Raw genomic sequence first — 18,156 nt, 5'->3', positions numbered from 1 at the left:
GGTCCGTAGGTGTGGCATCGTGACCGGCGGAGAGGGGAGATCCCATGCCCGCAGGTGGACGACCGACCGTACGCAGCAGGCGACTTGGCACGGCGCTCAGGCAGTACCGGCAGGCCGCGAAGCTGGATCAGCTGGAGGCCGCCGAGATCATTGCCGCGAGCCAGGCCAGGGTCAGTCGGCTTGAGAGCGGACACGTCACCGCGCGTGTGATCGAAGTGCGGTTGCTCCTAGACGCGTACGGCGTCACCGATTCGGAAGCGCGCGTGAAGCTGGAGGAGTTGGCCAAGCACTCCAAGAAGCGCGGCTGGTGGCTCGAGCACGCCGAGCATCTGCGACCGGACTACTTGGATCACATCGCGTTGGAGGATGACGCGACGTACATCCGCGAGTGGCAGCAGGCACTTGTACCTGGGCTTCTGCAGACTCCGGCCTACACGGCGGCCGTCATCCAGACGAGCCCCACCTACATGACTCCCGAACGTGTCGCCCAGATGATCGAGGTGCGACAGGCCCGCCAGGCGAAGATCGAGGAGGGCGGGGCAACGTACTCCGCCGTCATCTGGGAAGCAGTGATCACCCATCCACTGGTGAGCGCCGACGTCCACCGGGAGCAGCTCGCGGCGATCCTTGAGGTGGCTGAGCGGAAGAACGTCACCGTGCAGGTACTCCCGTTCAGCGTCGGAGCACTGGCCACGGTGACCTCGGCCTTCTCGACGTTCAGCTTCGATTCCGAGCCGGCCGTTCAGGCCGTGGCGCTGGAGAATCTGAGGGGCACATCGGTGCTGGAAGACCCGGAAGACCTTGCCGCTTACGCCAATATGTACGACCTACTACGATCGTCAGCACTGGCACCGGACGCGAGCGCGAAGCTCATCCGAAACGCATGCTGAGCACGAGGAAGGCCGATCGTGACCGAGGTTATAGGCCCCTTCTCGAAGTCGTCGTACTCGGGAGCGGAGAGTAACTGCGTAGAGGTGGCCCCCACTATTGAGAACGGCCGGGCCGTCCGCGACAGCAAGCAGCACGACGGCCCCCTCCTCACCGTCTCCCGCGACAGCTGGCAGGCCTTCCTCCAGCAGTTCACGTAGTCACCGCACGCAACGGCGAAGGGCGCCCGGCGGTACGTACTCCGCCGGGCGCCCTTTCCGTCGACCCGGTTGGCATATTCCAGCGGCAAATTCACTCAGTCGGTTGACCTTGTCGCCGCATGGCGTTTGTCAGGCAGTCGCGTCACTACCGTTTTTCATATGCCCAGTTCACAGCACGACGCCGTGCACCGCATCTTCCGGGAGGCGCCGGATCTCCTGGCCCGCCTCGTGCCGGAGACAGACGTCGACTTTCCCGAGTACAGCGCGATCGAGCCGCTCGACACCGATCTCACCGAGATCAGGCCGTTGGAGCGTCGGGTGGACAGTTTTTTCCGGGTCCGTACGGCCGACGACGAGGGTTCGTTTCTTCTCGCTGTCGAGTCGCAGACCAAGCCGGACCCGGAGAAGCACAACAGTTGGTCGTACTACTTGGCGCACATGTATGCCAAGTACCGGTTGCCGCCGATTCTCGTGGTGGTGTGCCGGGACAAGAAGACGGCGGCGTGGGCGGAGGAGCCCATCCGCATCGGGCGCCGTTTCCACACGAGCATGAAGGTCTTCCCCTTGGTCCTGGGGCCGGACAGGGTGCCTCCCATCACCGACCCGGAAGAGGCGGCGAAGGACCTGCCGCTGACCACTTTTTCCGTGCTCGTCAACGCCAAGGATCCGAGTCTGCTTGCCATACTGGATGCGGTGGCACCGGTGGTGGGGCCCAACGCGGACTGGGCGGAATTCATGGAGGCCGGTCTGGACGAAGGTCCGGCCCGCGATCACTGGAGGAAACTGATGGCCGTGTACACCCCGAACTTCCCCGGCTTCGGCAGCGTGATGGAGGAAGCGTGGATCAAGGTCCACTCCGACGGTGAGGCGAAGGGCGAGGCCAAGGGCAAGGCCAAGGGCAAGGCCGAGGCCATCCTGCGGGCCCTGGAAGTGCGGGGCATCGCCGTCCCCGACGCCGTCCGGGAGCGGGTCGTGGCCTGCACCGACCTTGAGGTCCTGGGGACCTGGTTCGACCGTTCCCTGACCGTGGAGACCGCCGAGGGACTGTTCGCCGGGGAGTGAGCCGTCGGACCGCACGCGAAGGGCGCCCGGTGACGAACACCGGGCGCCCTTCGCCGTCGTACTCGACCGAGAGGTCAGAGCTTCTCGATCACGTAGTCCACGCACTTCGTCAGCGCCTCGACGTCCGCCGGGTCGATCGCCGGGAACATCGCGACGCGCAGCTGGTTGCGGCCGAGCTTGCGGTACGGCTCGGTGTCCACGACGCCGTTGGCGCGCAGCACCTTGGCGACGGCGGCGGCGTCGATCTCGTCGGAGAAGTCGATCGTGCCGATGACCTGGGAGCGCTTGGCCGGGTCGGAGACGAACGGGGTGGCGTACTTGGCCTCCTCCGCCCAGGTGTACAGGCGGGTCGAGGAGTCCTTGGTGCGGGCGGTGGACCAGGCGAGGCCGCCCTGGCCGTTGAGCCACTCCAGCTGCTCGTTGAGGAGGAACAGGGTGGCGAGGGCCGGGGTGTTGTACGTCTGGTTCTTGCGGGAGTTGTCGATCGCCGTGGGGAGCGAGAAGAACTCCGGGACGTGGCGGCCGGAGGCGTGGATCCGCTCGGCGCGCTCGATCGCGGCGGGGGAGAAGACGCCGATCCACAGGCCGCCGTCGGAGGCGAAGGACTTCTGGGGGGCGAAGTAGTAGACGTCGGTCTCGGCGATGTCGACCGGGAGGCCGCCCGCGCCGGAGGTGGCGTCGACCAGGACCAGCGCGCCCTCGTCGGCCCCCTCGACCCGCTTGACCGGCATGGCGACACCGGTCGAGGTCTCGTTGTGGGTGAAGGCGTAGACGTCGACGCCGGCCTCGGCGCGCGGCTCCGGGTGGGTGCCGGGGTCGGAGGCGATGACGGTGGGCTCGGCCAGCCAGGGCGCGAGCTTGGCGGCCTTGGCGAACTTCGAGGAGAACTCGCCGAAGTTGAGGTGCTGCGACTTGTTCTCGATCAGACCGTGGGTGGCGATGTCCCAGAAGGCGGTGGAGCCGCCGTTGCCGAGGACGACCTCGTAGCCCTCCGGGAGGGAGAACAGCTCGGAGATGCCCTCGCGGACCTTGCCGACCAGGTTCTTCACCGGCGCCTGCCGGTGGGACGTGCCCAGCAGGGAGGTACCGGTGGCGGCGAGGGCGTCCAGCGCCTCGGTCCGCACCTTGGAGGGGCCCGCGCCGAAGCGTCCGTCGGCGGGCTTGATGTCTGCGGGAATCTGGATGTCGGCCACGGGACGAGGTTAGCCGGTGGGGTTCTGCCAGGTGGAGACGTGTCCGTTCGATGAGACGAGATCACCGGCACGTGAACTTGTGAGGTTGTACGACGATCGGGGCGGGGTTGTGGATAAGTTTCGGTGACTTTCCGTGACGGGAGGCATCCTGGACGCATGACGGATCACTTGGGTCTCGAAGCGGAGCTGCGGGGGGCCGTCCGGGGCGACGTCGGCTTCGACGCCGGCAGCCGGGCGCTGGTCACCATGGACGCGTCCAACTACCGGCGCGTCCCGCTGGGGGTCGTCGCGCCCAGGGACGCCGACGACGTGGCCGCCGCGCTGGAGGTGTGCCGGACGCGGAAGGTGCCGGTGGTGGCGCGCGGCGGCGGCACCTCGATCGCCGGGCAGGCGACCGGCACGGGTGTGGTGCTGGACTTCACCCGGTACATGAACGGCCTGGTGGAGCTGGACCCGGGCGGCAGGACGGCCGTCGTCCAGCCGGGGCTCGTCCTGGACCGGCTCCAGGAGGCCGCCGCCCCGCACGGACTCCGGTTCGGCCCGGACCCGTCCACGCACAGCCGGTGCACGCTGGGCGGAATGATCGGCAACAACGCGTGCGGCTCCCACTCGGTCGCCTGGGGCACGACCGCGGACAGTGTGCGGGAGCTGTCCGTCGTCACCGCACGCGGGCGGCGGCTGCGGCTCGGTCCCGGGTGGGCGGGCGCCCCGGAAGGGCTGCGCGAGCTGGCCGAGGGCGAACTGGCCCGGCTGCGCACCGGCTTCCCGGACCTGCCCCGCCGCATCTCCGGGTACGCGCTGGACGCGCTGCTGCCCGAGAAGGGTGCCGACGTCGCCCGCTCCTTCTGCGGCTCCGAGGGCACCCTCGGCATCCTCACCGAGGCCGTCGTCGGCCTGGTCGAGGCGCCCCGTGCGCGAGCCCTGGCCGTGCTGGCGTACGGCGACGAGAGCGCGGCCGCCGAAGCCGCCGCCGGCCTGCTGCCGCTGCGGCCGCTCACCGTGGAGGGCATGGCCGCCGACCTGGTGCCGGCCGGGTCCGGGCTGCCGGGGGGCGGCGCCTGGCTGTTCGTGGAGACCGGCGGTGAGACGGCGGGCGAGGCCCTCGCGCACGCCGAGCGGATCGTGCGCGCCGCGGACGTCGTGGAGGCACTCGTCGTCACCGACCCGGCGGCCCAACGGGCCCTGTGGCGCATCCGCGAGGACGCGGCCGGCACGGCCACCCGGATGCCGGACGGCACGGAGGCCTGGCCCGGCTGGGAGGACTGCGCGGTCCCGCCCGCCCGGCTCGGCGCCTACCTGCGCGACTTCCGCGCCCTGCTGTCGGCCCACGGCCTGCGCGGCACGCCCTACGGCCACTTCGGTGACGGCTGCATCCACGTCCGCATCGACTTCGACCTGCTCACCGAGGCCGGCATCGGCCGCTTCCGCCGCTTCTCCGAGGAGCTGGCCGACCTGGTGGTGGCCCACGGCGGCTCCCTGTCCGGCGAGCACGGCGACGGCCAGGCCCGCGCGGAGCTGCTCCCGCGGATGTACGGCGCGCGGACGGTCCGCCTCTTCGAGCGCGCCAAGGCGGTCTGGGACCCCGACGACCTGCTCAACCCCGGCATCCTGGTCCGCCCGGCCCCCCTCGACGCGAACCTCCGCTTCTCCGTCCTGCCGAGCCGCCGGGGTGACGTGACCTCCCGGTCCTCGGCCCGCGTGGTCTCCGGTTCGTCGGCCGGGATGACGTCCGGTTCTCCGGCCGGGGGGACCTCCGGATCTCCGGCCGACGGGACCTCCGATTCTTCGGCGGACGTGGTCTGCGGTTCCCCGGCAGGGGTGGCTTCCGGCTCTCCGGGCGAGGGGACCTCCGGTTCTCCGGCCGGGGTGGCCGTCGACGTCGCCTTCGGCTATCCGGCGGACGGCGGCGACTTCGCCGCGGCTGTCCGCCGCTGCGTCGGCGTCGCCAAGTGCCGTACGACCACGACCGCCGGCCCCGCCGTGATGTGCCCCTCCTACCGGGCCACCGGCGAGGAGCAGCACTCCACGCGCGGCCGGGCCCGGTTGCTGCACGAGATGCTCGCCGGCGAGGTGATCACCGACGGCTGGGGGTCCACGGAGGTCCGGGACGCCCTCGACCTCTGCCTGTCCTGCAAGGGCTGCCGCTCGGACTGCCCGGTCGGCGTGGACATGGCCACCTACAAAGCGGAGTTCCTGCACCACCACTACGCCGACCGCCGCCGCCCCGCCGCCCACCACACCATGGGCCGCCTCCCGGAATGGCTCCACTGGACGGCCCGCACCCGCACGGCGCCGGTCCTGAACGCGCTGGCTGCGGTCGGCCCGCTGGCCCGCATCGGCAGACGGCTGGGCGGGCTGGCACCGGAACGGGAGATCCCGCGGCTGGCGACGCGGACGTTCAGCGCCTGGTGGCGCGGGCGAAAGCCCACCGGATCCACCGGATCCACCGGATCCACCGGATCCACCGGATCCACCGGATCCACCGGATCCGCCGTCTCCCCCGACTCTGCTGACTTCCCCGACTTCCCTGGCTCAGCGGGGCACCTGGTGGTCCTCTGGCCGGACACCTTCACCGAACACCTCTCGCCGTCCGTCGGACAGGCCGCCGTGCGCGTGCTGGAGGCCGCCGGGCTGCGGGTGGCGCTTCCGCCCACCCGGCTGCCGGGCCGCGGAGCCATCGCCGACGGCCGGACAGGGGCGGCGACGGCACTGCTCACGGCCCGCCGGGCCCGGGTCTGTTGCGGACTCACCTACATCTCCACCGGCCAGCTGGACCGCGCCCGCCGGGTCCTGCGCCGCACCCTGGACCTGATGGAACCGGTGCTGCGGGCCGGGGTCCCGGTCGTCGTCCTGGAGCCGAGCTGCGCCGCCGCCCTCCGCGGCGACCTCCCGGAACTCCTGCCCGACGACCCGCGGGCCGCCCGGCTCGCCGCCGCGGTCCTCACCTTCGCCGAAACCCTGGAACGCCACGCCCCGGACTGGACCCCGCCCGCCGTCGACCGACCGGTGGCCGGCCAGACCCACTGCCACCAGCACGCGGTGCTCGGCGACAGCCCCGACCGCCGGCTGCGAACCGCCGCGGGACTCACCGGCGAGCTGAGCGGAGGCTGCTGCGGACTGGCCGGCAACTTCGGCTTCGAGAAGGGCCACTTCGAGGTCTCCCGCGCCTGCGCCGAGGAACAGCTCCTGCCGTCCGTCCGGCAAGCACCCCCGGGCACGGTCGTGCTGGCCGACGGCTTCTCCTGCCGCACCCAGCTGGAACAGCTCGCCGGGGTCCGGGGCCGGCACCTGGCGGAGGTGCTCGCGGAGGCCCTGGACGCGTCCGCAGGGGGTGGCGGACCGGCCGGTTCATAAGGCCGCACCCAGCTTCCCAAGAGAACTCTCAGCTTCGAGCAGGTTCCGGGCAGGTCTCCCAGGAAACACAAAGGAATTCACAGCGCCCCCTTGCCGATTTCGCGGTTCCGGGCCCCTGAGTGGCGTGTAAGTTCATCGATGTCGGGTTCCGGAGACGGAATTCAACACCACCGGAACAATGCGAAACGAGGAGACGGAAATGAGCTTCAAGAAGCTTGCCCCGCTGCCCCCCAAGCCCAAGTCGAAGCAGCTCCCCCCGCCGCCGAAGCCGAAGCCGAAGAAGCACGCGCACAAGCCGCTGCCGAAGCCGCTGCCCGGCCGGGACGCGTGATCCGCAGCTGAGAGAAAAGGGGTCGACGGTGCACCGTCGACCCTTTTCCTCTTCCCGCGGGAAGAGAATCAGGAAAGGTTTCCAGATGGCTGACCAAGCTCTGACGGCCGACGAGGGCGAAGAATACGAATCCGACTCGCCGACCATTTCCGCCCGCACGGCATTCCGCCGCTTCTGGCCGCTGACCAAGGGTCTCAGGAAATGGCTGCTGGTCGTCTGGCTGTGCACGGTGCTCGCCGCGCTCGCCGAGACCGAGGCCATCCTGCTGTTCAGCGACCTGACCGACCACGCCCTGCGGGAGGGTTCGCCGGCGGCGTTCTGGAGCCCCGCCGCCAAGTGGCTGGGCATCGCGGTGGCCGGCGCGCTCGTCGCGTACGCGGGCAACTCGCTGGCCGCGTGGGCCACCGAGCGCTTCGTGATGCGGCTGCGCGAGCACGTCTTCGACCACGTCCAGCAACTGCCCCCGCACTTCTTCCAGCGCCACCGCCAGGGCGATCTGCTCTCCCGGCTGACCGGTGACGTCGAGGCCATCGAGACGATGGTCGTGTCCGGTCTCGTCGGCGCCGCCTCGGCGGCCTTCTCCGCCCTCTTCTACGCCGTCGCCGCGTTCTGGCTGCGCTGGGACCTCGCCGCCGCCACCTTCGTCCTCGCCCCCCTGTTCTGGCTGGCCGCCCACCGCTTCTCCGGCTCCATCAAGGACGTCTCCCGCGCGGGCCGGGTCGCCGACGGCGCGATCACCTCCGTGGTGGAGGAGTCCCTCGGCAACATCGTCCTCACCCAGGCCTACGACCGCCGGGACGCCGAGCGCCGCCGGCTGCACGAGGAGGCGGGCGCCTGGTTCCGCGCCTCCGTCCGCTCCACCCGCCTGAACGAGGCCTACGAGCAGCTCGTCCAGGTCATCGAGACGGTCTGCGTGCTCGCCGTGATCGGCATCGGCGCCTGGGAGATCTCCACCGGCCGGATGACCCTCGGCCGGCTCCTGGCCTTCGCCGCCTTCCTCGGCTACCTCTACCCGCCCGTCCGCGGTCTCGCCCAGCTCGGCCTCACGGTCACCGCGGCCACCGCGGGCGCCGAACGGCTCATCGAGATCCTGGACGTGCGCCCCTCCGTCACCGACCCCCGGCGCGGCGCGGACGTGGGGCGCCCGGACGGCACCGTCGAGGTCCGGGACGTCTCCTTCCGCTACCCCGGCACCGACCGGGCCGCCCTCGAAGGCCTCTCCTTCGTCGTCCGCCCCGGCGAGCTGGTGATCATCACCGGCCCGAGCGGAGCCGGCAAGTCCACGGTGTCCAAGCTGCTGCTGCGCTTCTACGACCCCGACTCCGGGGACGTCCTCCTGGACGGCGTCCCGCTGCGGGACTTCCCGCTGGCCCGGCTGCGCGAGTACGTCACCCTGCTTCCGCAGGAAACCCTGGTGCTGCGCGACGCGGTGCGCGCCAACATAGCCTGCGGCCGGCCCGGTGCCAGCGAGCAGGCGATCGTGGAGGCGGCGAAGGCGGCCGACGCCCACGACTTCATCGTCCGGCTCCCCGACGGCTACGACACCAAGGTCGACCCGAACTCCGCCCGCCTCTCCGGCGGCCAGCTCCAGCGCCTGGCCGTCGCCCGCGCCATCCTGCGCGACGCACCCGTCCTGGTCCTGGACGAACCGACCACCGGCCTGGACGCGATGGCCGCCCGCCGCATCGTCAAGCCGCTGCGCCGCCTGATGGCGGGCCGTACGACCATCATGATCACGCACGATCTCAACCTGGCCCCCGACGCCGACCGCATCATCGTCGTGGACCGCGGCCACATCGTGGAGACCGGCCGCCACGACGAACTCCTCGCCCGGGGCGGGGCCTACGCCCGCCTGCACCGCTCCCAGAACAACGCGGTCCTGGACACCGGGGAGCTCCGCATGCCGCTCTGGGAACCGCGGCCACCGGCACCGGCGTACGAGTACGGACACGGGAACGGGAACGGCCCGGTGCAGGAGGGCGGATACGCACACGGTTACGGCTGTGACCCCGGCGACGGCGACGGCTCCGGCTCTGGTCACGGCTACGGCTACGGCTACGGCTACGGCTTTGGCGCCGGGCAGGGGGACATCGTTCCCTCGGTCCTCCCGGACGGCCGTCCCCTGTTCCGCGACGAGGAGGGGTGGCCCAGCGGCTGACACCGGGAGTCCGGCATCCGGGACAGTCCCAAAAAGGGTTCACGCACCTGACGAAGTCCACTACCCTGGACTTGGCAGTACATCGCGATGCACGCACTCGATCAAGCACCAGGACCGCCCGTGACCGCCGCACCCAGCACGACCTCGCCGTCCCCGACCACGCCCTCCGCCCCGGGAGGAAGCCGTTCCGGCTCACTCGGCTCACTCGGGCCGGTCGGCCTGGTGCTGGCCGGCGGGATCTCGGTGCAGTTCGGCGGTGCGCTGGCGGTCACCCTGATGCCCCGGGCCGGCGCGCTGGGCGTGGTGACCCTGCGTCTCCTGGCGGCGGCGGTCGTCCTCCTCCTGGTCTGCCGTCCCCGCCTGCGTGGTCACTCGCGCACCGACTGGGGCACGGTGATCGTCTTCGGTATCACCATGGGCGCGATGAACGGCCTGTTCTACGAAGCGGTCGCCCGCATCCCGCTGGGTCCGGCGGTCACCCTCGAAGTCCTCGGCCCGCTGGCCCTCTCGGTCCTGGCCTCGCGCCGCGCGGTCAACGCGGTCTGGGCCGGCCTGGCGCTCGCCGGCGTCTTCCTGCTCGGCGGCGGTGGTTTCAGCAACCTGGACCCCACGGGTGTCGCTTTCGCCCTGGGTGCCGGAGCCATGTGGGCGGCCTACATAGTCTTCAGCGCCCGTACGGGCCGCCGCTTTCCCCAGGCCGACGGCCTGGCCCTCGCCATGGCCGTAGCGGCCCTCCTCTTCCTCCCCATCGGCATCGCCGAGGCCGGCACCCGGCTCCTCGATCCCACCACCGTCGCCCTGGGCTCGGCGGTGGCGCTGCTCTCGTCGGTCCTGCCCTACACCCTCGAACTCCTGGCCCTGCGCCGCCTCCCGGCGTCCACCTTCGCCATCCTCATGAGCCTCGAACCCGCCATCGCGGCCACCGCCGGCCTCCTCATCCTCGGCCAGTCCCTGACCGCCACCGAGGCCGCCGCGATCGCGCTCGTCATCGCGGCGAGCATCGGCGCGGTCCGCACCCAGGTGGGCCGGAACAAGGTCCCGCCGCTCCCGGCCGAGGGCCAGTGACCCCTCCCCGCCCTCCCACCCCGGCTGACCAGCGACCGCACTCAGCGGCGTAGGCCCGCCGCGAGCAGCGCGGGCTCGCCCTGAGCGACGGGGACTCGCTCCGAGCGGCATGAACTCGTCCTGAGCGACGCGGGCCCCGAGAGATGCGCGCCCACCCCGTGCCATGCGAGCCCACCCCGAGCCACGCGCGCCCGCCCTGATCTGCCCGGCCCCTTGGGCGATGCGTGGCTGCTCCGTGCCGCGTGAGCCCTCGCCGGGCGACGCCTGCCCGCGCTGATCGCGCGCCTCCTGGGTGATGCGCGCCTGCTCCGCGCCGCGTGAGCCTCCCCGGGCGACGCCCGCCCGAACCGCCCGAGCCCACCCCGAGCCACACGCGCCCGCCCCGAACCGCCCGAACGCACCCCCGAGCCACACGCGCCCGCCTCGAACCGCCCGAGCCACGCGGGCCAGCCCCGAGCCACACGAGCCAACCCTCCGAGCCGTGCGCGCACCCCGAGCCTCCCGAGCCACGCGCGCCCACCCCGAACCGCCCGAGCCCAGTCCGAGCCACGCGGGCCAGCCCCGAGTCACACGAGCCAACCCTCCGAGCCGTGCGCGCACCCCCAGCCGCCCGAGCACCTCCCGAGCCACGCGCGCCCGCCCCGAACCGCCCGAGCACCCCCCGAGCCACGCGCGCCCGCCCTGAGCCACGCGAGCCACCCCCCCAAGCCACACGACCGACCCCCCACCGAAATTCATGCAAGCACGCTTGATTGTTTCTCCCCCCACTGCCATGCTCCCCCCATGGCCGACCCGACGCCCGTCATCGACGACCTGCGTGCCGAGAGCGCTGAACTCGACCTGATCGTGGCCGAGTTGGGTCCTGAGCGGTGGGCCCTTCCCACGCCCGCGCCCGGCTGGACCGTCGCTCACCAGATCGCGCACCTCGCCTGGACCGATCGCTCGGCGCTGGTCGCCGTCACCGACCCCGACGCCTTCCGGGCGCTGGTGGAGAAGGCGCTCGCGGCCCCCGACTCGTTCGTGGACGAGGGTGCCGAGGAGGGCGCCGCGCTTCCGTCCGCCGAGCTGCTCGCGGCCTGGCGCGGCGGGCGGAACGCCCTCGACCAGGCCCTGCGCGCCGCCCCGGGCGGGGCCCGTTTCCCCTGGTACGGCCCGCCCATGTCCGCCGCCTCCATGGCCACTGCCCGACTCATGGAGACCTGGGCGCACGCGCTGGACGTCGCTGACGCCCTCGGTGTGGTGCGTACACACACCGACCGACTCCGGCATGTGGTCCGGCTCGGGGTGCGAACCCGCGACTTCGCCTTCGGTGTGCACGGACTCACCGCGCCGGCCGACGAGTTCCGCGTGGAACTCACCGCGCCCTCGGGCGAGGTGTGGGCGTACGGCGACGAAAAAGCCGCCCAGCGTGTCACCGGTCCCGCCCTGGACTTCTGCCTCCTGGTCACCCAGCGCGCCCACCGCCACGACCTCGCCCTGACGGCCGTGGGCCCGGACGCCGACCGCTGGCTCGACATCGCCCAGGCCTTCGCGGGCCCGCCCGGCGCCGGCCGCCCGCCGAAGGAGGCCGGCCGGTGACCCCCCTGCGCATCGGCAACTTCTCCGGTTTCTACGGCGACCGCGCGAGCGCCCTGCGCGAGATGCTCACCGGCGGCGAGGTGGACGTCCTCACCGGCGACTACCTCGCCGAACTCACCATGCTCATCCTCGGCCGCGACCGGCTGAAGGACCCGTCGGCGGGATACGCCCGCACCTTCCTGCGCCAACTGGAGGACTGCCTCGGCCTCGCCCACGAGCGCGGCGTGCGGATCGTCACCAACGCCGGAGGTCTCCACCCCGCCGGACTGGCCGAGGAGATACGCGGTCTGGCGGAGCGGCTCGGGATACCGGTGCGGGTCGCGCGGGTCGAGGGGGACGATCTCACCGCCGCCCACCCCGGCACCCTGGCCGCCCACGCCTACCTCGGCGGCTTCGGCATCGCCGAGTGCCTGCGGGCCGGCGCCGACGTGGTGGTCACCGGTCGGGTGACCGACGCGGCGCTCGTCACCGGGCCGGCCGCCGCCCACTTCGGCTGGCGCCCCACGGACCACGACCGGCTCGCCGGTGCCGTCGTCGCCGGACACGTACTGGAGTGCGGGACCCAGGCGACCGGCGGGAACTACGCCTTCTTCGGCGAGGGCGACGTACGCCGTCCCGGCTTCCCGCTCGCCGAGATCCACCCCGACGGCAGCAGCGTGATCACCAAGCATCCCGGCACCGGCGGCTTCGTGGACGTGGGCACGGTCACCGCCCAGCTGCTGTACGAGACCGGCGGGGCCCGGTACGCCGGGCCCGACGTCACCGCCCGGCTGGACACCGTACGGCTGAACCAGGACGGGCCGGACCGGGTGCGGATCGAGGGGGTGCGCGGGGAGGCGCCGCCGCCGACGCTCAAGACCGGGCTCAATCGGCTGGGCGGCTTCCGCAACGAGGTCGTCTTCGTCCTCACGGGACTCGACATCGAGGCCAAGGCGGCCCTGGTGCGCGAGCAGCTCGCCGACGCGCTCGCCAAGTCGCCGCCGCGGGACGTGCGCTGGGAGCTGGTGCGGACCGACCGGGCCGACGCCGACACCGAGGAGACGGCCAGCGCCCTGCTGCGGCTCGTCGTACGCGACCCGGACCAGCGGGTCGTGGGGCGCGCGCTGAGCGGGGCCGCCGTGGAACTGGCCCTCGGAAGCTACCCGGGCTTCCATGTGGTGTCCCCACCCGGAAAGGGCTCCCCTTATGGGGTGTTCGAGGACGTGTACGTGCCCCATGGGGCTGTGGACCATGTGGCCGTCCTCCACGACGGACGCCGTATCCCCGTGCCGCCGCCCCAGGAGACACGGCCCCTGGGCGCCGTACCGCCTCCGCCCCTCCCGGATCCCCTTCCGCCCGGCCCGGCCCGGCGGGCCCCGCTCGGCCTGGTCGCCGGAGCGCGCAGCGGGGACAAGGGCGGGAACGCCAACGTGGGGGTGTGGGCGCGGACGGACGAGGCCTGGCGGTGGCTCGCGCACACCCTCACCACCGACAGGTTCCGGCAGCTGCTGCCCGAGACCCGCGACCTGCCGGTGACCCGGCACTTCCTCCCCGGCCTGCGCGCCCTCAACTTCGTCGTCGAGGGCATCCTCGGCGCCGGCGTCGCCGCGCAGGCCCGTTTCGACCCGCAGGCCAAGGCCCTCGGCGAATGGCTGCGCTCCCGCCACCTGGACATCCCGGAGACCCTGCTGTGACGGTTCTGCAGACCGCTGTCGACCCCACCGCCCCCGACCACCGGGCCCACCGCGCGGCCATGCTCGCCAAGCTCGCCGACCTGGAGGCCGAACACGCCAAGGCGCTCGCCGGCGGCGGCGAGAAGTACGTCCGGCGGCACCGCGAACGCGGCAAGCTGCTCGCCCGCGAGCGCATCGAACTACTGCTGGACCCCGACACCCCGTTCCTGGAGCTGTCGCCGCTGGCCGCCTGGGGCAGCGACCACCCCGTCGGCGCCTCCCTCGTCACCGGCATCGGCGTGGTCGAGGGCGTGGAGTGCCTGATCACCGCGAACGACCCGACCGTACGCGGCGGCGCGAGCAACCCCTGGAGCCTCAAGAAGGCCCTGCGCGCCAACGACATCGCGCTCGCCAACCGGCTGCCCTGCATCAGCCTGGTGGAGTCGGGAGGCGCCGACCTGCCGTCCCAGAAGGAGATCTTCATCCCCGGCGGGGCGATCTTCCGCGACCTGACCCGGCTCTCCGCCGCCGGCATCCCGACGATCGCCGTCGTCTTCGGCAACTCCACCGCCGGCGGCGCCTACGTCCCCGGCATGTCCGACCACGTGATCATGGTCAAGGAACGGGCGAAGGTGTTCCTCGGCGGGCCGCCCCTGGTCAAGATGGCCACCGGGGAGGAGAGCGACGACGAGTCCCTCGGCGGCGCCGAGATGCACGCGCGCGTGTCCGGCCTCGCCGACTACTTCGCCCTGGACGAGCCGGACGCCCTGCGCCAGGCCCGCCGGGTCGTGGCCCGCCTCAACCACCGCAAGGCGTACCCGGACCCGGGCCCGGCCCAGCCGCCCGCGTACGACCCCGAGGAACTGCTGGGCATCGTCCCGGGCGACCTGAAGATCCCGTTCGACCCGCGCGAGGTCGTCGCCCGGCTCGTGGACGGCTCCGACTTCGACGAGTTCAAGCCGCTGTACGGCACCAGCCTGGTCACCGGCTGGGCGGCCCTGCACGGCTACCCCGTCGGCATCCTGGCCAACGCCCAGGGCGTCCTGTTCAGCGCCGAGTCCCAGAAGGCCGCCCAGTTCATCCAGCTCGCCAACCAGCGCGACATCCCGCTGCTGTTCCTGCACAACACCACCGGTTACATGGTCGGCAGGGAGTACGAGCAGGGCGGGATCATCAAACACGGCGCCATGATGATCAACGCGGTGAGCAACAGCCGGGTCCCGCACCTGTCGGTCCTCATGGGCGCGTCGTACGGCGCCGGGCACTACGGCATGTGCGGCCGGGCCTACGACCCGCGCTTCCTGTTCGCCTGGCCCAGCGCCAAGTCCGCCGTCATGGGCCCGCAGCAGCTCGCCGGCGTGCTCTCCATCGTCGCCCGGCAGTCGGCGGCGGCGAAGGGGCAGCCGTACGACGAGGACGCGGACGCGGCCCTGCGCGCCATGGTGGAGCAGCAGATCGAGTCCGAGTCGCTGCCCATGTTCCTGTCCGGGCGGCTGTACGACGACGGCGTCATCGACCCGCGCGACACCCGCACCGTCCTCGGCCTGTGCCTGTCCGCCCTGCACACCGCCCCCTACGAGGGCGCGCGCGGCGGCTTCGGCGTCTTCCGGATGTGAGGGATCCCGTGATTTCCACTGTGCTCGTCGCCAACCGGGGCGAGATCGCCTGCCGCGTCTTCCGCACCTGCGCCGACCTCGGCATCCGCACGGTCGCCGTGTACTCGGACGCCGACGAGAACGCGCTCCACGCGCGCGTGGCCGACACGGCGGTACGACTGCCGGGCGCGGCGCCCGCCGACACCTACCTGCGCGGCGACCTCGTCGCGAAGGCGGCCCTGGCCGCCGGCGCGGACGCCGTGCACCCCGGCTACGGCTTCCTGTCCGAGAACCCCGGCTTCGCCCGCGCCGTCCTCGACGCCGGTCTGGTCTGGATCGGTCCGCCCCCGCGGGCCATCGAGGCCATGGCGTCCAAGACCCGCGCCAAGCGGCTGCTGGGCATCGAGCCCCTGCACGAGGTGACCGAGGCCGACCTGCCCGTCCTGGTGAAGGCGGCGGCGGGCGGCGGCGGGCGCGGCATGCGGATCGTGCGCCGCCTGGCGGACCTGCCGGCCGCGCTGGAGGGAGCGCGCGCCGAGGCCGCGAGCGCCTTCGGCGACGGAGAGGTGTTCGTGGAGCCGTACCTCGAACACGGCCGCCACGTGGAGGTGCAGATCCTCGCCGACACCCACGGCACCGTCTGGCCCCTCGGCACCCGCGACTGCTCCCTCCAGCGCCGCCACCAGAAGGTGATCGAGGAGGCGCCGGCGCCCGGACTCGGCCGGCAACTCGCGGACGAGCTGCGCACACTCGCCGTGCGCGCCGCCCGCGCCGTCTCCTACACAGGCGCCGGCACCGTCGAGTTCCTGGTCGCCGACGGCCGCGCCCACTTCCTGGAGATGAACACCCGCCTCCAGGTCGAACACCCCGTCACCGAGGCCGTCTTCGGACTCGACCTGGTCGCCGAACAGATCCGGATCGCCGAGGGACACGCCCTAGGGAAGGAACCCCCACGCGCGCGTGGCCACGCGGTCGAGGCCCGCCTCTACGCCGAGGACCCGGCCCGCGACTGGGCCCCGCAGACCGGCACCCTGCACCGCCTCGCCGTACCGGCCGGCGTCCGCCTGGACACCGGCTACACCGACGGGGACCCCATCGGCGTGCACTACGACCCGATGCTCGCCAAGGTCGTCGCCCACGCCCCCACCCGCGCGGAGGCCGTCCGCAGGCTCGCCGGCGCGCTGGAGTCCGCCGTGGTCCACGGCCCGGTCACCAACCGGGACCTGCTGGTGCGCTCCCTGCGGCACCCGGAGTTCACGGCCGCCCGCATGGACACCGGCTTCTACGACCGCCACCTGCGCGAACTGACCGCCCCCGCCCACGACCCCCTCGCCCCGCTGGCCGCCGCCCTCGCCGACGCCCACGGCCGCTCCCGCTTCGGCGGCTGGCGCAACGTCCCCTCACAGCCGCAGGTGAAGCGGTACGCGATGGGCGGCGAGGAGCACGAGGTCCGCTACCGGCACACCAGGGACGGGCTCGCCGCGGACGGGGTCCGGGTCGTCCACGCCGACGCGCGGCTCGTCGTCCTCGAAGCGGACGGCGTCCGCCGCCGGTTCGAGGTGGCCCGCTACGGCGACCAGGTCCACGTCGGCGCCGCCCGCCTGACCGCCCTGCCCCGCTTCCCCGACCCGACGGCCCAGCTCGCCCCCGGTTCCCTGGTCGCCCCCATGCCGGGCACGGTCGTACGCCTCGCCGAGGGCCTCGTGGAAGGGGCAACGGTCCGGGCCGGTCAGGGCCTCATATGGGTGGAGGCGATGAAGATGCAGCACCAGATCGCGGCACCGGCCGCCGGAACCCTCACCGCCCTGTACGCCAGGCCCGGCCGGCAGGTGGAGCCCGGCGAGGTGCTGGCAGTAGTGCAGGAAACCTCTTCCTAGGAGCCCCATGACCTCCGTCATCGAATCCGAAGAGCACAAGGCCCTCCGGTCCGCGGTAGCCGCCCTCGGCAAGCGCTACGGCCGCGACTACCGCGCCCGCACCGTCGCCGAGGGCAAACCCCCCGCCGAACTCTGGTGCGAGGCAGGAAGGCTCGGCTACCTCGGCGTCAGCCTCCCGGAGGAGTACGGCGGAGGCGGCGGAGGCATAGCCGAACTCTCCATCGTCCTCGAAGAGCTGGGAGCCGCGGGCTCACCCCTGCTCATGCTGGTCGTCTCCCCGGCCATCTGCGGCACGGTCATCTCCCGCTTCGGCACCGAGGAGCAGAAACGGCGGTGGCTGCCCGGGATCGCCGACGGCAGCCGCCTCATGGCCTTCGGGATCACCGAACCCGACGCCGGCTCCAACAGCCACCGCATCACCACCACCGCCCGGCGCGACGGCACCGACTGGCTGCTGACCGGCCGGAAGGTCTTCATCTCCGGTGTCGACCTCGCCGACGCCGTCCTCGTCGTCGGCCGCACCGAGGACGCCCGCACCGGCACCCTCAAGCCCTGCCTGTTCATCGTCCCCACGGACGCCGAGGGCTTCCACAAGCACCCCATCGACATGGAACTCAACGCGGCGGAGAAGCAGTTCGAGCTGGTCCTGGACGACGTACGGCTGCCCGCCGACGCGCTCGTGGGCGCGGGCCCCTCCCACGCTCCCGGCAGTGGGGGAGAGGACGCGGGGCTCCTCCAGCTCTTCGCCGGGCTCAACCCCGAACGGATCATGACCGCCGCGTTCGCGATCGGCATGGGCCGCCACGCGCTCACCCGGGCGATCGAGTACGCCCGCGACCGCACGGTCTGGAAGGCCCCCATCGGCGCCCACCAGGCCATCGCCCACCCCCTGGCGCAGGCCCACATCGACCTTGAACTGGCCCGGCTCATGATGCAGAAGGCGGCCCGTCTCTACGACTCCGGTGACGACGTCGGCGCGGGCGAGGCCGCCAACATGGCCAAGTACGCGGCCGGGGAGGCCTGCGTGAAGGCCGTCGACCAGGCCGTGCACACCCTCGGCGGCAACGGACTCACCCGGGAGTTCGGACTCGCCTCGCTGATAACAGCCGCGCGCGTGGCTCGTATTGCCCCGGTGAGCCGGGAGATGATCCTCAACTACGTCTCCCACCAGACCCTGGGCCTGCCCAAGTCGTACTGAGCGGC

The 18,156-nt window shown here is 72.3% G+C and carries 13 protein-coding genes; 12 read left to right on the top strand and 1 reads right to left on the bottom strand.

Annotated elements, in window-relative coordinates; all coding sequences use genetic code 11:
* Positions 1-44: 44 nt before the first annotated feature.
* From ACZ4VF_RS24025 to ACZ4VF_RS24015, 3 genes are all read left to right on the top strand, one after another.
* The gene (locus ACZ4VF_RS24025) at positions 45-890 is read left to right on the top strand and encodes a helix-turn-helix domain-containing protein (RefSeq protein WP_467928410.1); all 846 of its coding nucleotides are present in this window, start codon (positions 45-47) and stop codon (positions 888-890) included.
* A gap of 18 nt (positions 891-908) precedes the next feature.
* Positions 909-1,088, top strand: a complete 180-nt coding sequence (locus ACZ4VF_RS24020) for a DUF397 domain-containing protein (RefSeq protein WP_467928409.1) — start codon at positions 909-911, stop codon at positions 1,086-1,088.
* 159 nt (positions 1,089-1,247) lie between these two features.
* On the top strand, positions 1,248-2,150 hold the full coding sequence (locus tag ACZ4VF_RS24015) for an RpnC/YadD family protein (RefSeq protein WP_467928408.1): 903 nt from the start codon (positions 1,248-1,250) through the stop codon (positions 2,148-2,150).
* Positions 2,151-2,224: 74 nt separating this feature from the next.
* Here the strand turns inward: ACZ4VF_RS24015 and serC are convergent, their stop codons facing one another.
* The gene (gene serC / locus ACZ4VF_RS24010; protein ID WP_467928407.1) at positions 2,225-3,343 is read right to left on the bottom strand and encodes a phosphoserine transaminase; all 1,119 of its coding nucleotides are present in this window, start codon (positions 3,341-3,343) and stop codon (positions 2,225-2,227) included.
* 156 nt (positions 3,344-3,499) lie between these two features.
* On the opposite strand from serC, the gene ACZ4VF_RS24005 reads away from it, so the two are divergent.
* The 9 genes from ACZ4VF_RS24005 (at position 3,500) to ACZ4VF_RS23965 (ending at position 18,151) form a co-directional block, all read left to right on the top strand.
* On the top strand, positions 3,500-6,697 hold the full coding sequence (locus tag ACZ4VF_RS24005) for an FAD-binding and (Fe-S)-binding domain-containing protein (protein WP_467928405.1): 3,198 nt from the start codon (positions 3,500-3,502) through the stop codon (positions 6,695-6,697).
* A gap of 199 nt (positions 6,698-6,896) precedes the next feature.
* The gene (locus tag ACZ4VF_RS24000) at positions 6,897-7,028 is read left to right on the top strand and encodes a hypothetical protein (RefSeq protein WP_467928404.1); all 132 of its coding nucleotides are present in this window, start codon (positions 6,897-6,899) and stop codon (positions 7,026-7,028) included.
* Positions 7,029-7,113: 85 nt separating this feature from the next.
* The gene (locus ACZ4VF_RS23995) at positions 7,114-9,186 is read left to right on the top strand and encodes an ABC transporter ATP-binding protein (RefSeq protein WP_467928403.1); all 2,073 of its coding nucleotides are present in this window, start codon (positions 7,114-7,116) and stop codon (positions 9,184-9,186) included.
* Between the two features lie 87 nt (positions 9,187-9,273).
* Positions 9,274-10,251 (top strand): EamA family transporter, encoded by a 978-nt coding sequence (locus ACZ4VF_RS23990; protein ID WP_467928402.1) that lies wholly within the window; start codon positions 9,274-9,276, stop codon positions 10,249-10,251.
* A 783-nt stretch (positions 10,252-11,034) separates the two neighbouring features.
* Positions 11,035-11,829, top strand: a complete 795-nt coding sequence (locus tag ACZ4VF_RS23985; protein ID WP_467928400.1) for a TIGR03084 family metal-binding protein — start codon at positions 11,035-11,037, stop codon at positions 11,827-11,829.
* Positions 11,826-13,502, top strand: coding sequence for an acyclic terpene utilization AtuA family protein (locus ACZ4VF_RS23980; protein ID WP_467928399.1), 1,677 nt, complete (start codon positions 11,826-11,828; stop codon positions 13,500-13,502). Before ACZ4VF_RS23985 ends, ACZ4VF_RS23980 begins: the two co-directional genes overlap by 4 nt.
* Positions 13,499-15,097, top strand: coding sequence for an acyl-CoA carboxylase subunit beta (locus tag ACZ4VF_RS23975; RefSeq protein WP_467928398.1), 1,599 nt, complete (start codon positions 13,499-13,501; stop codon positions 15,095-15,097). The genes ACZ4VF_RS23980 and ACZ4VF_RS23975 overlap by 4 nt, the downstream gene beginning before the upstream one ends.
* An 8-nt stretch (positions 15,098-15,105) precedes the next feature.
* Positions 15,106-16,953, top strand: coding sequence for an acetyl/propionyl/methylcrotonyl-CoA carboxylase subunit alpha (locus ACZ4VF_RS23970; protein WP_467928397.1), 1,848 nt, complete (start codon positions 15,106-15,108; stop codon positions 16,951-16,953).
* A gap of 7 nt (positions 16,954-16,960) precedes the next feature.
* Entirely contained in the window at positions 16,961-18,151 is a 1,191-nt protein-coding gene (locus tag ACZ4VF_RS23965) for an acyl-CoA dehydrogenase family protein (RefSeq protein WP_467928396.1), read from the top strand.
* The last annotated feature ends 5 nt before the right edge of the window (positions 18,152-18,156 follow it).

It is taken from the genome of Streptomyces sp. NPDC029151 (assembly GCF_055564315.1).
Note: the sequence above shows the minus strand (reverse complement) of the source record. Positions and strands in the feature narration are given on the sequence as shown.